We start from the raw sequence: 18468 nt of genomic DNA, 5'->3' as shown, positions 1-18468 counted from the left end.
TTTCGTGTCGTTATCCGCATGATTCATCGCGCACTGTCCCGCACGAAGCTCCTCGCCGCCACTACCCTGCTGGGCATCGCCTGCAGCGTCTCGGCTGCGCCGCCGCCACCGCCCGACTCGGTCATCCTGTCGGCGCGCGACGCGGTGCGTACGGGCCGCTGGGCAGATCTGCGCAATTTCATTCCCCAGGCCAGCGGCCATGTGCTGGAAGCGTACCCGCAGTACTGGTTATTGAACCAGCAGTTGAACGATATGCGGGTGCCACCACCGGAAGGCGACCTGCGTGCATTCATGGAACGTTACCCCGCCACTTACCTGGCGGAAAGGCTGCGTGGCGACTGGATTCTGGCTGCGGATCGCCGTGGCGATTATTCCACCGTCATTGCGCTGGAACGCACGGCCACCAGCACTGCGCAAATTGACTGTGCGATCTTGCGCGCGCATCACCTGCACCGCGAATATGTTGCCCAGAAGGCCATTGCTACCTTCTCGCCGGGCGAAGCGTGCTGGACGCTGTATACCCAGCTGGTCAACGACGGCGCGCTGCGCTGGGAAGACTTGGCTCCGCAACTGCGCGACATGGTCGAAAGCAGCGTTCGGGACAATGAACTGAACAACACGCGGCGCATGGCGGAATACGTGTTCGACGCGCCGCGCCGTATCAGCTTCAAGGCCATGCTGGAAAATCCGATGGTGTGGCTGACGCGGAACAATCCCAGCATCAGCACGCCCATCGACCGCGAACTGGTGGTGCTGGCGCTGGGCCGCCTGGCGCGCTCGGGCGACCTGGCCACGGGCTACACCTACGTGGAACGCAATTGGGGCAGCCGCCTGCCCGCCGTGGACCTGAAGTGGATCCGCAGCCAGTTTGCCTATATTGCCGCCCTGCGTCTCGACCCTGCCGCCAAGCAGTGGTATCGCGAAGCCGATGGTGCTGCGCTGAGCGAAACCGGTCAGGCCTGGCGCGTACGCATGGCGCTGCGCGAAACGCCAATCGACTGGGCGCGTGTGGTGGCGGTCATCGACCAGATGCCGCCGTCCATGCATGAAGACGATGCCTGGGCCTACTGGCGCGCACGCGGTCAGGGTGCACTGGGCGATGTGGCCGGTGCAAATGCCGCCATGCAGAAAATCGCGGGCAACTTCACTTTCTACGGTCAGTTGGCGCTGGAAGAACTTGGTCAGCCCGTGGTCATTCCGCCCCGCGCTGCTGCCCCCACGGATGCCGAACGCCGCCGCGCCGCGCGCAACGAGGGCCTCGCGCGCGCGCTTGCGCTGTTCGACATCGGCTGGCGTACCGAGGCGGTGCGCGAGTGGAATTTCGCCATCAGCAAGATGAAAGACCGCGAACTGATTGCCGCATCGGAACTGGCTTATCAGCGCGAAGTGCTGGATCGTGCCGTCAACACCGCCGACCGCACCCGCGACGAACACAACTTCGACCTGCGTTTCGTGTCGCCCTTCCATGACGAACTGGTGGCCAAGGCGCGTGAAGTCGGCATCGACCCCACCTGGGTCTATGGCTTGATCCGCCAGGAATCGCGCTTCATCACCAATGCCAAGTCCACCGCAGGCGCGTCCGGCCTGATGCAGCTGATGCCCGCCACCGCCACCTGGGTGGCGCGCAAGATCGGCATGCAGGGTTACAGCGCCAGCAGCGTCAACGATCTGGACACCAACCTGACCCTGGGCACCAACTACCTGCGCATCGTGCTGGAAGACCTGAACAATTCGCCCTTGCTGGCCTCGGCGGGATACAACGCCGGCCCGCGTCGCCCGCACACCTGGCGCGGCACGCTCAGCGGCCCGGTGGAAGGCGCGATCTTCGCCGAAACCATTCCGTTCAACGAAACCCGCGACTACGTGAAAAAGGTGCTGTCCAACGCCACGTACTACGCCGCGCTGTTCAGCGGCGAGCCGCAATCCTTGAAACAACGCCTGGGTACGGTCGCGCCGCAACTGGTAGAGCAGACAGCCATTCCGTAATGCGAATCGCCTCGCGGGAGTAAGATCAAGGGTTAATACGGGCGTGCAGTTTCTTTTACGTGATGCCCTTCCCCCTATGCCCCTCCCCCTTTGCGAGCGCTTCGACATATGCAACATGTACGCGTACTGGTTCTCGGTGGTTCAGGCTTCATTGGCCAGCATCTGGTGGCCCGCCTGGTCACCCAAGGCAGATCGGTCCGGGTGCCGACCCGCCGCCGTAACAGTGCGCGTGACCTGATCATGTTGCCCACCGTCGAGGTGGTGGAAGCAAACGTGCACGACGACGCCGACCTCGACGCCCAGATGCGCGACGTCGATGCGGTGGTCAATCTGATCGGCGTGTTGCACAGCGACCGGGGCACGCCTTACGGCAAGGCCTTCGCCACCAACCACGTCACCTTGCCCGAACGGGTGGCCAAGGCCTGCCAGCGCAATGGCGTGCGCCGCCTGATCCACATGAGCGCCCTGGGCGCAGACAGTGCAGCACCCAGCATGTACCTGCGCTCGCGGGCCGACGGCGAAAAAACTGTCAAGGCGGTGTTTGCTGGTTGGCCCCAGGGTGAATTGACGATCTTCCGACCATCAGTAGTTTTTGGCCCGGAAGACCAGTTCATGAACAAGTTTGCGTTCCTGGCGCGCTGGTTCCCGGTGCTGCCGGTGGCGGGCAGCGGTGCACGCATGCAACCGGTATACGTGGGTGATGTGGTGCAGGCCATCGTTCACGCCCTGGACGAGCCGCGCAGCATCGGCCACACCTACACCCTGGTCGGCCCGCAGATCTACACGCTGGGCGACCTGGTGTCGCTGGCAGCGCGCTGGAGCGGCAACGAACGCACGGTGCTGCCGCTGCCGATGAGCATCGGCCATCTGCAAGCCACGTTTTTCGAGATGCTGCCAGGCGACCCGCTGCTGAGCCGCGACAACCTGGACAGTCTGGCGGTGGACTCGGTGCATACCGATCTGCAACCGCCGGAACTGGGCGTGACGCCCACGCCGCTGGAAACCATTGCGCCGGGTTATCTGTCGGGACAGCACGCGCGCACGCGCTACGACGGACTACGCCGCACGAAAGACCGGCATAACAGGACGCACTGATGGCGTCTCGTGATTCGCTTGACCCGGTTGGCTCCGTACCTGCGGCTGTGAACGACACCGCAGTCGATTCAGCACCTTTGCAACCCGCCCGGATCGACAACCCGGCGTCGGACACAAGCCACGGTTTTCCATCAGCCGACCCCGCCACCGACGGCCTGTCTGTCTACGTGGTGGGCGGTGCAGTGCGCGACGAGCTGCTGGGCCTGCCAGCAGGCGACCGGGACTGGGTGATTGTGGGCACCTCGCCCGAGGACATGACCAGGCGCAAGTTCATCCCGGTGGGCGGCGATTTCCCGGTCTTCCTGCATCCCCGCACCAAAGAGGAATACGCGCTGGCGCGCACCGAGCGCAAGTCCGGGCGCGGCTATCGCGGTTTCACCTTCTATGCCGGCCCCGAGGTCACGCTGGAAGAAGACCTGAGCCGCCGCGACCTGCGCATCAACGCCATGGCGCGCGGGAAAGACGGCAAGCTGGTCGACCCCTTCGACGGCCAGGCAGACCTGGCGGCGCGACGCTTCCGCCATGTGGGCGAAGCCTTTGCCGAAGACCCCGTGCGCATCCTGCGTCTGGCGCGCTTTGCTGCCCGCTTTGCTGACTTCACCGTGGCCGACGACACGCTGGTGCTGTGCCAGCAGATGGTGGCCGAAGGCGAAGCCGATGCACTGGTGCCCGAACGGGTCTGGCGCGAAATGTCACGCGGATTGATGCAAGACACGCCGTCAAGAATGCTGGCGGTATTGCGCGACACCCATGCGCTGTCGCACGTCGCCCCCGCGCTGGAGCTGACCGACGAGGTCATTGCCAGCCTGGATGCCGCGGCGGCAGCCGATCTGCCCTTGATGTCCCGCTATGCCTTGTTGTGCGCAGCGTCGCCGCAAGCCGAGTCGCTGGCCGAGCGCTGGCGGGTGCCGTCCGAGGCACGCGACGCGGCGCGCTTGCTGCAATTGCTGCTGGCGCGCTCGCTGGATAGCGATGCAGCACGTGATCCTGATGCCGCCCTGGATGTGATCGAGCGCACCGATGGTCTGCGCAAACCGGAACGCCTGAGTGCGCTGCTGCAAGCTGCTGCGCTGCGCACGACAGTCGATCAGCATGCATGGCAGACGGCGTTGAACACCGTGCTGGCGGTGGATGCCGGCGCGATTGCCAAAGCCCATGCAGGCGAACCACGCGGGATCAAGGACGCAGTGCGCGCTGCAAGACGCGCAGCGCTTGCTGCAGGGTAAAAGCAAGCGGCTGCCGGGTCTGAATTTTCAGTGCCCGGCGGCTTGCGCGGCGTACTGTCTTATTGCCCGCGCATATTGTCCGTACTGATCGCCCGCACCTACTGCGAATTCACATCCCGGACGCTTACCCGCAACCGAACCCATGTCCCGCTGCCATCCGGCGTGGGCCTCACTCCACACCGATCAATCCCCCAGCGTCTCGCGCCGGTCGCTACGAGAAAAACCGGTCAGCGGCTGGTCAATACCTCGTCCCACGGCCAGCACCTTGAACAGTTCGCCCATCTCGGCCTCTGACAAGAGCTTCTGCACCGGTGCAATAGCCCGCGCGTAGGCTTGGGCATCGGACGGGTCCAGGTGCCCCAGCAACTGCATCAGGCCACTGTTCATCAAGAAACGCGCCTGCGAGGTGTAACCCAGCACGTCCAGCCCGCCTTCCAGCGCGGCATCTGCCATCGCGGTGAAATCCACGTGCGCGGTAATGTCCTGCACGCCCGGTGCCCAGAACGGATCGGCGTGGCTGTGATGGCGGAAGTGGCACATCAAGGTGCCTGCTGCGCGTTGCGGGTGATAGAACTCCGCACGGGGAAAACCGTAGTCGATCAGGAACGCGGCACCGCGCAGCAACCAGCCGCCCATCGCCCGCACCCAGGCCTCGCCTTGCAGATTGATTTCCGAGTGATAACCGGGCATTGGCGGCATGCGGCGGGACATCTCGTGTTCCAGCACCATGCCTGCGGGCCGCTCGGCCCACACAAACGCACCCTGCTCGGAAACCGACACGCCGCGTTCAGCCAGGGTGCCGTCTTCGGTCCACGCAAAAGCCTGCACCGGCATGGCGTCCAGCACTTCGTTGGCCAACACCACGCCTTCGAAGTGCAGGGGCAGTTGGTCCAGCCAGTGCACATGCTCGCCGAATCGAGCCAGCCTTGCCTGCTGCCGCGCCCGCAAGTCGGCCGATACTTCGATGATCTGATAGCGCGCCGGAATACCCAGCGTTGCCAGTTCTTCCAGCACACCCTCGGCCAGCGCGCCGCTGCCCGCGCCGAATTCCAGCACATCCACGCTGTGAATCGCTTGCAGCACCTGCGCCACCTGGAATGCAATGGTTTTTGCAAACAAGGGCGTGAGTTCAGGGGCGGTGACGAAGTCGCCGCTGGCCGTCTGGCCACCGACCGCCAATTTGGCGGACCCGGCGGCGTAATACCCCAGCCCCGGGGCGTACAGCGCCTGCCCCATCCAGTCGTCAAAGGGAACCCAGCCACCGGCCTGCGCAATATGGGCGCGCAGTGCGTCGGACACGAGGTTGGCTTGCGCCTGGGAGGCGGAATCGAGGTCAGGGAGCGTCGTCATGCGGGGATTTTCCCATGCCGACGGGCTGGCGGGTTAAACACCATGTTTACCGGTTGCCCTGGCGTGACAGGGTGCGAGCCCCCTTCACGTCCAGCCGTCTGGCAGACCCGTCCCGCCCCCCTCGCGCCGTGTTCCTACAACCATCGCGCACAGCCCCATTGGTACACTTGCGCCCACGCCTTTCGGTTTATCCCCCTCCATGAGCGACACTCCCCTGCGCAAGACCGTGCTGGTCACCGGCGCTGCGCGCCGCATCGGCCGCGACATCGCGCTGGCCTTCGCCCGTCAGGGCTGGAACGTGGCCGTGCATTACGCGACCTCGGCCGACGACGCTGAAGACACTGCCGCCCAGGTGCGCCAATTCGGCGTCGATGCCATCACCCTGGCCTGCGACCTGGACGACGAAGCTGCCGTGAACGGCTTGCTGGCGCGGGTGGCCGACGGCCTGGGCCGGGTCGATGCCGTGATCAACAACGCCTCGCGTTTCGAATACGACGACGCAGGCAGTTTCTGCGGTGCCAACCTGCAACGCCACCTGGGCGCAAACCTGGTTGCCCCGATCGTGCTGGCTCGCGACCTGGCTGCGCGCTTGCAGGCAGAAAGCCCCACCGCACGCGGCGTGGTCGTCAATCTGCTCGACCAGAAACTGTGGAATTACAATCCCGACTTCCTGTCCTACAGCCTGACCAAGGCTGCGCTGGAAGCCGCCACCACCATGCTGGCGCAGGCGCTGGCACCCACCGTGCGGGTGCTGGGCGTGGCCCCTGGCCTGACGCTGATCAGCCACCTGCAGACGCCGGAAGGTTTTGCCAACGCGCACAAGCTGGCCCCGCTGGGCCAGGCAAGCCGCCCGGAAGACATTGCCCAGGCCGTGCTGTTCGCCGCCACCAACCCTGCGATGACCGGCACCACGCTGCTGGTCGATGGCGGGCAACACCTGATGGGTTTTGCCCGTGACTTCAGCATGATGAACCCTGCCGACGGCGCGCCCCGGCCTACTGATTCCTGACCCCATGCAAACTCGCCGCATCTTCTTCTCGCGTCTGGCAGTCGACAGCCAGATCGGCATTCTTGACCACGAGCGCGGTGCACGCCAGCCGCTGCACATCGATGCCGAATTCGATGTCAAGATCCACACGTCGCGCAAGGTCGACGACATCCACGAGGTGCTCGACTACCGACGCCTGCGCGAAGCGATCATCGACGAGTGCACGCGCGCCCATGTGGACTTGCTCGAAACCCTGTGCGACCAGTTGCAGGCCCGCCTGCTGGCCGACTTCCCCGACGTCATGGCACTGCGCCTGCGCATCGGCAAGCCGCTGGCCTTTGCGGACTGCGCGGCAGTCGGTATTGAAGTGACGGCCACCCGCGAGGTGACGGCATGAACTTCGTCGAACATCTGGACGCCCACGTCGACACCGACCTGGATACCATCGCGGCACCGGGCGACGCGCCCGTCACCTTCGCCAACCAAGCCGACCTGAAAATCGCCCGCGAGCGCAACAAGCTAGATCGCCGCCTGATGCGCGAAATGGGCCGCGCGGTGACCGACTTCAACATGATCGAGGAAGGCGACAAGGTGATGGTCTGCCTGTCGGGGGGCAAGGACTCCTACGGCATGCTGGACCTGTTGTTGAAGCTGCGCCAGCGCGCGCCGATCAACTTCGAGATCATTGCCGTCAACCTGGACCAGAAGCAGCCGGGCTTCCCGGAACACGTGCTGCCGGAATACCTGACCCGCATCGGTGTGCCGTTCCACATCGAAACGCAGGACACCTATTCCATCGTCACGCGTGTGATCGAGCCGGGTAAAACCACCTGTTCGCTGTGCTCGCGGCTGCGTCGCGGCATTCTGTATCGCGTGGCGGGCGAACTGGGCGCGACCAAGATTGCGCTGGGCCACCATCGCGACGACATTCTGGCTACCTTCTTCCTGAACCTGTTCTACGGCGGCACCATGAAGGGCATGCCGGCAAAACTGGTGTCGGACGATGGGCGTCACACCGTGATTCGCCCGCTGGCCTATGCCAAGGAAGAAGACCTGATCGCGTATTCGAACTGGAAGCAGTTCCCGATCATTCCGTGCAACCTGTGCGGCTCGCAGGAAAACCTGAAGCGCCAGGAAGTGGGCAAGCTGATCGACGAGTGGGAAGCCAAATTCCCGGGGCGCGTGGAGAACATCTTCAACGCCATGTCGCGGGTTGCGCCCTCGCACCTTATGGATCGTGACCTGTTCGACTTCGTGAACCTGCGCCCCACCGGCACGCCCGACCCGGAAGGCGACATGGCCTTCGACCAGGTGGACCCGGTGAACCCGAACGAGCCGGAAAAAGCGGGCGCGGCCGACGACTGTGGCTCGACGCCCGCCGACGGCCCGCAGCCCATCCGCTTCACGCGTCTGGTTTCCCGCTGACCTGATGACGGACGGTACCCGCCCCGCGATGTTGCAGGCGCGTCATGTGGCGCGCCGTTTCGATCGCGGCGTGGTGGCGCTGTCGGACATCGACCTGACCCTGCACGCAGGCGAAATCCTGACTTTGCTCGGCCCATCGGGCTGCGGCAAGAGCAGTTTGCTGCGCCTGTTTGCGGGCCTGGATGCGCCCAGCGATGGGGAAATCCTGCGTGATCCCTCGGCCCGCCTGTCCTTTGTGTTCCAGGAAGCCACACTGATGCCCTGGACCACCGTAGCCGCCAACGTGGCGCTGCCCCTGGTGCTGGACAACGTACCCGCCCGCGACCGTGCTGCCAGCGTGGACGACGCCCTGGCCCGCGTCGGTCTGTCCGACTTTGCGAAGGCGTATCCGCGTGAACTGTCGGGCGGCATGAAGATGCGCGTGTCGATTGCGCGAGCGCTGGTTACGCAACCCAGCTTGCTGTTGATGGACGAACCCTTCGGTGCACTGGACGACATTACCCGTCAGCGATTGGATGACGAACTGCTGGCGCTGGTGCGCGCGCAAGGACTGAGCGTGGTTTTTGTCACCCACAATGTGTTCGAAGCCGCCTATCTGTCCGATCGTGTCGCGGTAATGAGCCCGCGCCCAGGCCGCATCGTGGACGAGATACGCATCGACGCCCCCGTGCGAGACGCGGCGTTTCGACAGTCGGCCCAGTACGGTGCGTTGGCGATGCAGTTGCATACGGCGCTGCTGAACGCCAGCGAGGCGACAGCATGAGCGCGTCGCATGGGACGTCAGACAAGCGGCCGGGTGGTACATCAAATCCATCGACCGATGGTTACGCCACGCGGGAAACGATGACTGGCAACGCTGCTGGGGTTGAAGGCCCGCGCGTAACCGGCAACCAAGCAAAAACTGGCACGCATCCGCACAGCAAGACCAACATCACACCGCAAGTAATCCCCGGATCAAAGCCGGACACCTCATCCCGGCGCGAGGCCGCCCTCTGGCCCGCCATCGTCGCACCGCTGGTCGTCGCCATCGCACTTCTGCTGCTGTGGGAAGGCGCAGTGCGCGTGTTCAAGGTGCCTGTCTTTCTAGTGCCGGCACCCAGCGTGATCTGGACCACCTTGCTGGCCGACTGGGCGCTGCTGTCCGCGTCGCTGTGGTTCACGCTGGGCATCACCGCGCTGGCGCTGCTGACGGCCACCGTGCTTGGCGTGGCGCTGGCGTTCCTGTTCGTGCAAAGCCGCCTGATCGAACTCAGTCTGTTTCCCTACGCCGTGCTGTTGCAGGTCACGCCCATCGTGGCGATTGCGCCGCTGATCGTCATCTGGGTCGACAACAGTCTGATCGCGCTGACCTTGTGCGCCACCATCGTGGCGCTGTTCCCGATCATCAGCAACACGGTGTTCGGCCTGCGCAGCATCGATCCCGGTTTGCGCGACCTGTTCGCGCTGCATCATGCATCGCGCTGGCAGACCTTGTGGCGGCTGCGGGTGCCGTCGGCCTTGCCAGCGTTTTTCAGCGGTCTGCGGATCGCTACGGGGCTGGCATTGATCGGTGCCGTCGTGGCGGAATTCGTCGCCGGCACGGGCGGCACGCAGGGCGGGCTGGCCTATCAGATTCTGCAAGCCGGCTTGCAGTTGAACATTCCGCGCCTGTTTGCAGCCTTGCTGCTGATCACCGCAAGCGGCGTGGTGCTGTTTGCCGTGATGACGCTCATCGGCCGACTGGTGCTGAAACGCTGGCACGACAGCGCACGCGATTGAGGCCTTGCGGACCGAGGCGCTGCGTACTGAAGCACCGTGCCCTGAAACATCGTTCCTTCAGCCCTTGTTCACCGAAACATCGTTTTCGTCACAACGTGGCACCCACCTTGGTGCGAGATGGACGATTCCCATCACAAGGCGTATCTTTATTGGCTCCCCTTCTTGCGCCAAAGATCCCGCCGTGAACGTTCAATTCTCGCAGCGCGCCCTCGCGCTCAAGTCCTCCGCCATCCGTGAACTGCTGAAGATCACCGAGCGACCCGAGGTCATTTCCTTCGCGGGTGGCTTGCCCTCCCCGGCGACGTTCCCGATTGAAGCGCTGCGCGAAGCTACCGACCGGTTGTTCGCCAACAAGCCCCATGCTGCACTGCAATACGGCCCGACCGAGGGCTACATGCCCCTGCGCGAATGGGTCGCGGCACAGCACGGCGTCAGCCCCACCCGCGTGATGCTGACCACCGGTTCGCAACAGGCGCTGGACTTGATCGGCAAGGTATTGATCGACCCCGACAGCCCTGTGCTGGTCGAGACCCCGACCTACCTGGGTGCCTTGCAGGCATTTTCCCTGTACGGCCCGCGCTTCGTGTCGGTGCCCTCGGACGAAGGCGGCGTGGTGCCGGAAGCGCTGACGCCTGAACTGACCAAAGGCGCACGCTTCGCCTACATCCTGCCGAACTTCCAGAACCCCACCGGCCGCACCATGGACCTGGCGCGCCGCAAAGCACTGATTGCACAGGCAGAAAAGCTGGGCCTGCCCATCGTGGAAGACAATCCCTACGGCGATCTGTCCTACACCGGCGACACCCATCCCACCCTGTTGTCGATGGCACCGGACAGCGTCATCTACCTGGGTTCGTTCTCGAAGATTCTGGCTCCGGGCCTGCGCCTGGGTTATGTGATCGCACCGGAAGCCGTGCTGTTCAAGCTTGGCCAAGCCAAGCAGGCCGCCGACCTGCACACCCCCGGCTTCACGCAACGCGTGGTGTTCGAAGCGGTCAGCACCGGCCTGCTGGACACGCACATCCCCACCATCCGCAGCCTGTATGCCGCGCAATGCGCCGCCATGATGACCGCACTCGACAAGTCGATGCCGGCAGGCGTGAGCTGGAACCGCCCGACGGGCGGCATGTTCACCTGGGTCACGCTGCCGACCTACCTGGATGCCACGGCCTTGTTCCAGCACTCGGTGGCGCAAAACGTCGCCTATGTGCCGGGCGCACCGTTCTATGCCAACCAACCCGAAACCCACACATTGCGCCTGTCCTTCGTGACGGTGCCCGAAGCACGCATCCACGAAGGCATTGCCATCCTGGGCAGCGTGATCGGCGAACAACTGCGCGCAGCCGCCTGATGGGCGGCATTGTTGCCCTGCCGTCTACCCGGCGTCGTCTGATCGGCGTGCTGGGCGGGCTGGCCTTGCTTGCGACGGGCCAAGCGGTTCAGATGGTTTACGCACAAGATGCCAAACCTGCACGCATCGTGTTTGGCTCCAACTGGTATGCGCAGACCGAGCACGGCGGCTTCTACCAGGCGGTTGCCGATGGCACCTATGCCAAGCACGGGCTGGACGTGGACATTCGCATGGGTGGACCGCAGGTCAACGCCATGCAATTGCTGCTGGCGGGCAAGTACGACGTGGCGATGGGCGATGACCTGCAGACGCTGAAAGCGGTTGAACAAGGTTTGCCGCTGGTCACCATTGCCACCACCTTCCAGCGTTCGCCCACCGTGTTGCTGTCGCACCCCGGCCCGACCAAACTGGAAGACCTGCGCACCCGGCCGATCTTCGTCGGCCAGACCAGCGAAACCACCTACTGGCCGTGGCTGAAGTCCACCTTCGGGTTCTCGGACAAGTACAAGAAGCCGTACACCTATTCGATCCAGCCCTTCCTGGCCGACAAGCAATCGGTCACGCAGGGGTATCTGGCGTCCGAACCCTTTGCCGTCACACGCGCAGGCGTCACCCCGAAGGTATTTCTGCTGGGTGATTACGGCTACCCGCCCTACGCACAGACGCTGGTCACCACCCGCGACGGCTTGAAGAACAAGTCCGATGTATTGCGCCGGTTTGTGGAGGCCAGTGCCGAAGGCTGGCGCAATTATCTGCGCGACCCAACAGCCGGCAACGCACTGATCCGCCGCGACAATCCGCAGCTGGAACAGGACGCGCTGGACTACGGCGTGAAAGCCTTGCGCGAACACCAATTGGTCACGGGCGGGGATGCCGCCACACGGGGCTTGCTGACCATGACCGATGCGCGCTGGCAGGCAACCTTCGACTTCATGGTGAAGAATGGCTTGATCAAGGCATCGGTCGACCCGCGCACGGCTTACACCACGCAGATCGTTGACCGGGTGAAGGTGCTGCCCTGAAGGTCCAAGTACGGGCGATCGGTCAGAAGACAGGCCTGGATGACCAAGGCCTGTTGTTCTGATCGATTGCTTGTTTAAACCGGATCGCTACAGCTCGACTATCCAGCCCGCTTTCCGCACCCGATCCACGCGCGTCACGGTTCGATGCGCGACACCACCTGATCGAACTCATCGCCATTGGCTTCGCGCAGGCGCACCCGCGCCGGCAGCCAGTTGCGATCCGGTGCCAGCCACACATCCACCTGCTGTTCGTCCGGGCCGTCACGGCCTGCGCGCGGCTGGCGCTTCACGTGTACGGTGCGCAGCTTGCCCATCGGGCTGGACAGCGTTTCTTCGCCAACGATCTGGAACACCCACTCCTGCACCTGGCTCGATCCGGCCACCGGCACCGTCAAGGTCTTGCCGGTCTGGAAGGCAGCTGCGTCGCCACGCGCCAAGGAAGACAGCTGCAACAGCACCGAGGTGCGGTCCTGAAGACCGGCCGGTGCAGCCGCAGTCTGGCCGCCCGAGAACTTCACCTGTTTGCTCGCCTGGTCGATGGTGACCAGCTTTTCGCGTTTGCGACGGGTTTCCAGATAGGCCTCGGGAACCAGGCCTGCCGGTGTGACACGGCCCCTGCTGTCGAAGGTCAGGTTACCCAGCAGCATGTGCTGCGCATGGTTCAACACGCGATAGGTGTCACCTTGGCGCGACCACTCGATTTCGCTGTCGATACTCAGGCTCATGCCCTTGGCGGCTACCTTGGTCTGGTAATACAGATGGGCATCGGGCGGGGGCGACGGCGCTGCCGCCTGCGCGGCGGTGCCGGCCAGCGCGCTGACAGTCAGCACGCAAACGGCCAACAGGCGACGGCGCAGCGAAGACGCAGGATCGAGAACAGGCATATGGAAAACAGACATTCGGTACGGCTCCTTTCACGCAACATGCGCCCGCACGAGCCGTGCGCGGCAGCACCAATGCGACTAGATCACAACGATGGACCTATCGTACCGGACGACGCCGCGCCCGCTGGGCGGCCACGGCTGGCAGAGGGTTTTCAGCCTCGTGTTATGTTGTGCGGAATGTGACGCACGAGCGCTCGCGCCGCCGTCGTTTTCCACTCTGCAACGCCCATGAAACTTGCTTCTTTCCGTGATGGTTCCCGCGACGGCCAGCTCGCTGTCGTGTCACGCGATCTGCGCACCGCGCAGTTCGCCACGGACATCACCGGCACCCTGCAACGCGCGCTCGACGACTGGAACTTCTTCCTGCCGCAATTGCAGGACTTGTACGCCGCCCTGAACGCAGGCCGGGCCCGTCATGCCTTCCCGTTCGATCCGACCAAGGTTGCCGCACCGCTGCCGCGCGCATTCCAATGGACGGCAGCCTTGCCCGAAGGTGGCTTGGCACAGCGCCCCAGCGATGTGCTGCTGGGTGCCAACGAAGGCCCGGTGGCCGATGCGCTGGCCAGCCTGACGGCGCAGATGGTGGCAATCACCGGTGATGTCCCTCCCGGCGTGCGTTCTGACGCCGCCGGCGACTGTGTACGCCTGCTTGCCCTGTCGGCAGACTGGCGCTTGCCCTCGCCTCCCGGGCCTGATGGCGTCACGCTGCCCGACCGGCAACACACCGTGTTTGCACCGGTGGTGGTCACGCCCGATGAAGTCGGCGCTGCCTGGAAGCGCGGCAAGATCCATCTGCCGCTGACGGTCAGCCGCAATGGCAAAGTGGTGGGTCGCCCCGATGCGGGTGCGGGCACACGTACCGGTCTGCATCTGCTGATTGCCATGCTGGCCCAGACCCGGCCGGCGCGTGCCGGCTCGCTGGTTGGCTCGGGTCTGATTGCCGGGCTGGATGAAAAAGCGCCTGCGGGTGCTCGCGATACCCTGCGTGGCCTGGATGCTGGCGATCGCGTGCGCCTGGAAATGCTGGATGTCGATGGCCGCAGCCTGTTCGGCGCGATCGAACACACGCTGGACGAAACGGCAGCCGACCCAGATAGCGAAGCAACTGGCGGCAGCGTATCGCGCAGCCGGTCATTCGCGGGATCGCAGGCTGAATCTGACGCGTTGTCAGTTGATTCGTCTGCCGAGTGGTCCACTGAGTCGTCCGCAGAACCATCAGCCGAGTCATCAACTGAATCGCCCGATGAATCCCCCATCGATTCATCAGCAGAGTCAAAAGCAAAATCACCCGCCAAATCGCGAGCCAGATCAAAGGCCAAGTCAAAAGCTGCCCCGCCGCCTGATTCACCCCCTGACTCACCCCAAGATTCGTCGCAGACAGAGACCGCAGAAACCGACATTTCCGATTCCCTGACGGCCTGAGTACGCCGCGTGTTCAGCGGTGCGCCCTTTATCCGGGCGCATCCTGTGTTCCAGATGTGCCTCAAGATGTGCCCCCAGACGTACCCATTTAAGCAGTTTGCATCCGTACCCCCTACAGGAGCTTTCTCATGAGTCAAGCCACCAACCCCTTCGGCATCCCTGGAATCCCCGGCCTGGATACGTCGGCCGGCGCACCCAATCCGGTCATGCAAGGCTTGGACATGCTGAACAAGGTCTGGACCAACCTGGGCACCATGGGTACGTCTGCACCCGCGTTCGGCCCGGGCTTCAAGCCGGAAGACCTGGATCGCCGCATCACCGATCTGAAAGCCGTCGAAAACTGGCTGCGCGTGAACCAGGCCCTGCTGCAAAGCACCATCCAAGGCCTGGAAGTGCAGCGCGCCACCTTCGCCACCTTGCAGTCTTTCGTGACCCCGCCCGCAGACGCCGCCAAGGCAACCGGCGACGCTGCTGCCCCGATGCAGGCGTGGTGGAACATGGTGCAGGATCAATTCAGCGCGATTGCCAAGGCAGCCGCCACGCCGCCCGCATCGCCTGCGGCCGCAGCCAGCCGGGCCAAGGCGGCCAGCGCGCCTGACGCGCCCAAGCCGGCACGAAAAACCGCAGCCAAGAAAACACCGAGCACAGGCGGGCGATGAAGCCGCGATTTCCCTGGGGGCACGCCACCCATCCCGACTGGAGGATGGCGGCGGCCTTGTGCCTGGCGCAAGTCGAAGCGTTCAGCCGCAGCGGCGGCGTGGGGCCACCCACGCTTGGTTTCCTGTACCTGACCGATCACTACGGCGATCAGGCACCGGAAATCCTGGCCTTGATGCGTGAGCGCACCGGGGTCACGCACTGGGTTGGCGCGCTGGGCATGGGCATTGCCGCAGGCAGCGCGGAATACATCGACGAACCCGCCATGGCCGTCATGCTGGCGGACTATTCGACAGACGAATTCCAGGTGTTCTCGGGCATGGCACGCCCACGCCCGCGCGATGCCCGCACGCCCAACGGGCGGCGCGCATCCTGGACGGCCATGGTGCATGGCGACTCGTCCACCCCGGACCTGCCGGAACTGGTGCGCGACATGGCCCACAAGGTGGCCAGCGGCCACTTGGCGGGCGGGCTGTCGAGCAGCCGTCATCGCAACACCATGATTGCCGATCAGGTGCTGGCCGGGGGCCTGTCGGGCGTCATGTTGTCGGAAGACATCGCCTTGTCGACCCGCATCACGCAAGGCTGCCGGCCGATCGGGCCGGTACACCGGGTTACCCAGGCCAGCGGTCAATTGCTGCACACGCTGGACAACAATCCCGCGCTGGACGTCTTGCTGCGTGACATCGGAGTCGATCCCGACGCGCTGGCACGCAAGCCCGACGGCGACGACGAAGACAGCCGCAAACAGCAGACGGCATCGACCGTGCGCATGTTGCAGGGCACCTTCATTGGCGTGGGGGAAGGCGACGCCTTCAAACGTGGCGATTACGTGGTGCGCCCACTGATCGGGGTTGATCCGGGGGCACGCGCGCTGGCAGTCGGTTCAGAATTGGATACGGCCGATCATGTGGCGTTTTGCCGACGCGATCGTGAGGCGGCCAGGGCCGATCTGGTCCGAGCCTGCACCGAACTGCGTGAAACGATCGAAAACGAGACGGGTTCGCTATCGGCAGCACGCGGCGCGATTTATATTTCCTGTCTGGGCCGTACCGGTGCGCTGCTGGGTGGGCCGTCTGCGGAAATGCAGCTGTTGCAGCGCCAGTTGGGCGACATCCCACTGATCGGATTTTTCGCCAATGGTGAAATCCATCACAACCAGCTCTTTGCCCAAACCGGCGTCCTGACCATATTCACCTGATTGCGCCGCCGGCCGATCGTCCACCGCTACCGTCGAGTCTGTCATGCGCTTCTTCACTCCCGCCCTGCTCGCCGCCGCCGTAGCAATGCTGGTGATCCTGCCGGCCGCCGCCCCCCGCACAAGCCACGCGGCCGATGCGACTGCCAAACCCACGGCCACCAGCGCGGCTGCGTGTCCCGCCTTGCTGAACCAAAGCTATCCGCGCCTGCAGGACGAAGTCCCACAGTCGCTGTGCCAATATGCGGGACGTGTGCTGTTGGTGGTGAACACCGCCAGCTATTGTGGTTTCACGCCGCAGTACGAAGGCCTGGAGCGCCTGTACGCCAAGTACCGTGCACGCGGCCTGGAAATCCTGGCATTTCCATCGAATGATTTTGGTCAGCAAGAGCCTGGCGGAGCCAAGGAAATTGCCGACCTTTGTTTCAACACCTACGGGGTCAAATTCCCGATCTTCTCCAAGGCCGTGGTCACCGGCGCGCAGGCCAACCCGCTGTTTGCGCAACTGACCCAGGCGACCAACTCGCCGCCCAAGTGGAATTTCCATAAATATCTGGTGGACCGGCAAGGCCGGCCAGTCAGCGCGTTTGCAAGCAATGTGACGCCCGAGGACCCCGCTCTGGTTGGCGAACTCGAAAAGCTGCTGGCCCGCCCGTAACGACCGTTGTCCGCCCCATCGAGGTTTTCAAAGATGCTCAATATCGTGATTCTGGCCGCCGGCCTGGGCAAGCGCATGCAATCGGCGCGCCCCAAGGTCTTGCATACGCTGGCAGGCCAACCGATGCTGTCCCATGTGCTTGCCAGCGCGCAGGCGCTGTCGCCCGACAACGTCGTAGTAGTGGTCGGCCACGGCGCACAAGCAGTGCGCGATTGGTACGCCAGTGATTCGAGCCTGCAATACGCCGAACAGATTCCGCAGCAAGGCACCGGCCACGCCGTGCAACAGGCTGCACCGCTGCTGCAAGGCGACGGTGACGACAGCATCACGATGGTCTTGTATGGCGACGTGCCGCTGGTTCGGCCGGAATCGCTGCGGGCATTGCTGGGGGCCGCGCGCGGCGACGGCGCAACCGGCGTGGGCGTGCTCACGGTTCGCATGGACGATCCCACCGGCTACGGCCGCATCGTGCGCAATGCGCAAGGTGCTATCGAACGCATCGTTGAACACAAAGACGCCACCCCTGCCGAATTGCAGATCAACGAGGTCAACACGGGCCTGATCGCCGTGCCCACCGCCAAACTGCGCACCTGGCTTGGCCAATTGCGCAACGACAACGCACAAGGTGAGTTCTACCTGACCGACGTGATCGGCATGGCGGTCGCCGAAGGTGTGCCGGTGCGCGCGGCACACCCTGGCAACGATTGGGAAACGCTGGGCGTCAACAGCCGCCAGCAACAGGCACAACTGGAACGCATCTTCCAGCGCGCGCAGGCCGATGCCCTGCTGGAAGCCGGCGCGACCCTGGCCGACCCGGCACGCTTCGATCAGCGCGGCACGCTGCGCTGCGGCAAAGACGTATTCATTGATGTCGGCTGCATCTTCGAAGGTGACGTCACGCTGGACGACGGGGTGTATGTCGGTCCGCACAGCGTGATTCGCAACGCCCACATCGCCGCCAACGCACGCATCGAGGCATACAGCCACGTGGACGAAAGCCGTGTCGGCCCGGATTCCCGTGTCGGCCCGTACGCCCGCCTGCGTCCGGGCTCAGTCCTGGGCTCGCGCACCCACATCGGCAACTTCGTTGAGGTCAAGAACAGCAACCTGGCCGACGACGCCAAGGCCAATCACCTGACCTACATCGGCGACGCCACCATCGGAGCCCGCGTGAACATCGGTGCAGGGGTCATCACCTGCAACTACGACGGCGCGCTGAAACACCGCACAGTGATCGAAGACGACGCGTTCATCGGGTCGGACTGCCAGTTGATCGCCCCGGTGCGCATCGGCCACGGTGCCACGCTGGGTGCCGGCACCACCTTGACCAAGGACGCGCCCGCAGAACAACTGACCGTCTCGCGCGGGGGCAAACAAGTCAGCTTCCCTGGCTGGAAGCGCCCGCAGAAACCTTGATCGACATACCGTGATCACCACCCATTCCTTTT

17 protein-coding genes are annotated in these 18468 nt (G+C 64.2%); 15 read left to right on the top strand and 2 right to left on the bottom strand.

From position 1 onward, the window contains the following. Window positions 1-18: 18 nt before the first annotated feature. From FXN63_RS02375 to FXN63_RS02365, 3 genes are all read left to right on the top strand, one after another. Window positions 19-1986: a lytic transglycosylase domain-containing protein gene (locus FXN63_RS02375; protein WP_148812487.1), complete on the top strand. Its 1968-nt coding sequence runs from the start codon at window positions 19-21 to the stop codon at window positions 1984-1986. 108 nt (window positions 1987-2094) lie between these two features. After that, complete coding sequence (locus tag FXN63_RS02370; protein WP_148812485.1) at window positions 2095-3081, top strand: complex I NDUFA9 subunit family protein; 987 nt, start codon at window positions 2095-2097, stop codon at window positions 3079-3081. Continuing rightward, the gene (locus FXN63_RS02365) at window positions 3081-4307 is read left to right on the top strand and encodes a tRNA nucleotidyltransferase/poly(A) polymerase-related protein (RefSeq protein WP_148812482.1); all 1227 of its coding nucleotides are present in this window, start codon (window positions 3081-3083) and stop codon (window positions 4305-4307) included. The genes FXN63_RS02370 and FXN63_RS02365 overlap by 1 nt, the downstream gene beginning before the upstream one ends. A 183-nt stretch (window positions 4308-4490) precedes the next feature. On the opposite strand, the gene FXN63_RS02360 is transcribed toward FXN63_RS02365, so the two are convergent. Beyond that, entirely contained in the window at window positions 4491-5657 is a 1167-nt protein-coding gene (locus FXN63_RS02360) for a class I SAM-dependent methyltransferase (RefSeq protein ID WP_148812481.1), read from the bottom strand. Window positions 5658-5856: 199 nt separating this feature from the next. Here FXN63_RS02360 and FXN63_RS02355 point away from each other — a divergent pair, with 199 nt between their 5' ends. The 7 genes from FXN63_RS02355 to FXN63_RS02325 all read left to right on the top strand — a co-directional run bounded on the left by FXN63_RS02355 (window position 5857) and on the right by FXN63_RS02325 (window position 12201). Then, window positions 5857-6666, top strand: a complete 810-nt coding sequence (locus tag FXN63_RS02355; protein ID WP_148812479.1) for an SDR family oxidoreductase — start codon at window positions 5857-5859, stop codon at window positions 6664-6666. A 4-nt stretch (window positions 6667-6670) separates the two neighbouring features. Continuing rightward, entirely contained in the window at window positions 6671-7042 is a 372-nt protein-coding gene (locus FXN63_RS02350) for a dihydroneopterin aldolase (protein WP_148812477.1), read from the top strand. Continuing rightward, entirely contained in the window at window positions 7039-8070 is a 1032-nt protein-coding gene (gene ttcA, locus FXN63_RS02345; RefSeq protein WP_148812475.1) for a tRNA 2-thiocytidine(32) synthetase TtcA, read from the top strand. Before FXN63_RS02350 ends, ttcA begins: the two co-directional genes overlap by 4 nt. A gap of 4 nt (window positions 8071-8074) precedes the next feature. Next, entirely contained in the window at window positions 8075-8833 is a 759-nt protein-coding gene (locus FXN63_RS02340) for an ABC transporter ATP-binding protein (protein ID WP_187395074.1), read from the top strand. Window positions 8834-8913: 80 nt separating this feature from the next. Further along, the gene (locus FXN63_RS02335) at window positions 8914-9828 is read left to right on the top strand and encodes an ABC transporter permease (protein ID WP_148818837.1); all 915 of its coding nucleotides are present in this window, start codon (window positions 8914-8916) and stop codon (window positions 9826-9828) included. 181 nt (window positions 9829-10009) lie between these two features. Next, a complete protein-coding gene (locus FXN63_RS02330; protein ID WP_148812473.1) occupies window positions 10010-11179 on the top strand; it encodes an aminotransferase-like domain-containing protein in 1170 nt (389 codons plus the stop codon). Next, complete coding sequence (locus tag FXN63_RS02325) at window positions 11179-12201, top strand: ABC transporter substrate-binding protein (protein WP_148812470.1); 1023 nt, start codon at window positions 11179-11181, stop codon at window positions 12199-12201. The genes FXN63_RS02330 and FXN63_RS02325 overlap by 1 nt, the downstream gene beginning before the upstream one ends. 134 nt (window positions 12202-12335) lie before the next feature. On the opposite strand, the gene FXN63_RS02320 is transcribed toward FXN63_RS02325, so the two are convergent. Further along, on the bottom strand, window positions 12336-13100 hold the full coding sequence (locus tag FXN63_RS02320; protein ID WP_148812469.1) for a DUF3108 domain-containing protein: 765 nt from the start codon (window positions 13098-13100) through the stop codon (window positions 12336-12338). Window positions 13101-13313: 213 nt separating this feature from the next. Between FXN63_RS02320 and FXN63_RS02315 the strand changes: the two genes are divergently transcribed. From FXN63_RS02315 to glmU, 5 genes are all read left to right on the top strand, one after another. Beyond that, window positions 13314-14507, top strand: a complete 1194-nt coding sequence (locus FXN63_RS02315) for a fumarylacetoacetate hydrolase family protein (protein WP_222863991.1) — start codon at window positions 13314-13316, stop codon at window positions 14505-14507. A 128-nt stretch (window positions 14508-14635) separates the two neighbouring features. Beyond that, the gene (locus FXN63_RS02310) at window positions 14636-15166 is read left to right on the top strand and encodes a PhaM family polyhydroxyalkanoate granule multifunctional regulatory protein (protein ID WP_148812467.1); all 531 of its coding nucleotides are present in this window, start codon (window positions 14636-14638) and stop codon (window positions 15164-15166) included. Beyond that, entirely contained in the window at window positions 15163-16365 is a 1203-nt protein-coding gene (locus FXN63_RS02305) for an FIST signal transduction protein (RefSeq protein WP_148812464.1), read from the top strand. The genes FXN63_RS02310 and FXN63_RS02305 overlap by 4 nt, the downstream gene beginning before the upstream one ends. A gap of 43 nt (window positions 16366-16408) precedes the next feature. After that, on the top strand, window positions 16409-17020 hold the full coding sequence (locus FXN63_RS02300) for a glutathione peroxidase (RefSeq protein WP_148812462.1): 612 nt from the start codon (window positions 16409-16411) through the stop codon (window positions 17018-17020). A 33-nt stretch (window positions 17021-17053) separates the two neighbouring features. Continuing rightward, window positions 17054-18436 (top strand): bifunctional UDP-N-acetylglucosamine diphosphorylase/glucosamine-1-phosphate N-acetyltransferase GlmU, encoded by a 1383-nt coding sequence (gene glmU, locus FXN63_RS02295; RefSeq protein ID WP_148812460.1) that lies wholly within the window; start codon window positions 17054-17056, stop codon window positions 18434-18436. The last annotated feature ends 32 nt before the right edge of the window (window positions 18437-18468 follow it).

Origin of the sequence: Pigmentiphaga aceris (genome assembly GCF_008119665.1) — a bacterium.
Classification (GTDB): Bacteria; Pseudomonadota; Gammaproteobacteria; order Burkholderiales; family Burkholderiaceae_B; genus Pigmentiphaga; species Pigmentiphaga aceris.
Note: the sequence above shows the minus strand (reverse complement) of the source record. Positions and strands in the feature narration are given on the sequence as shown.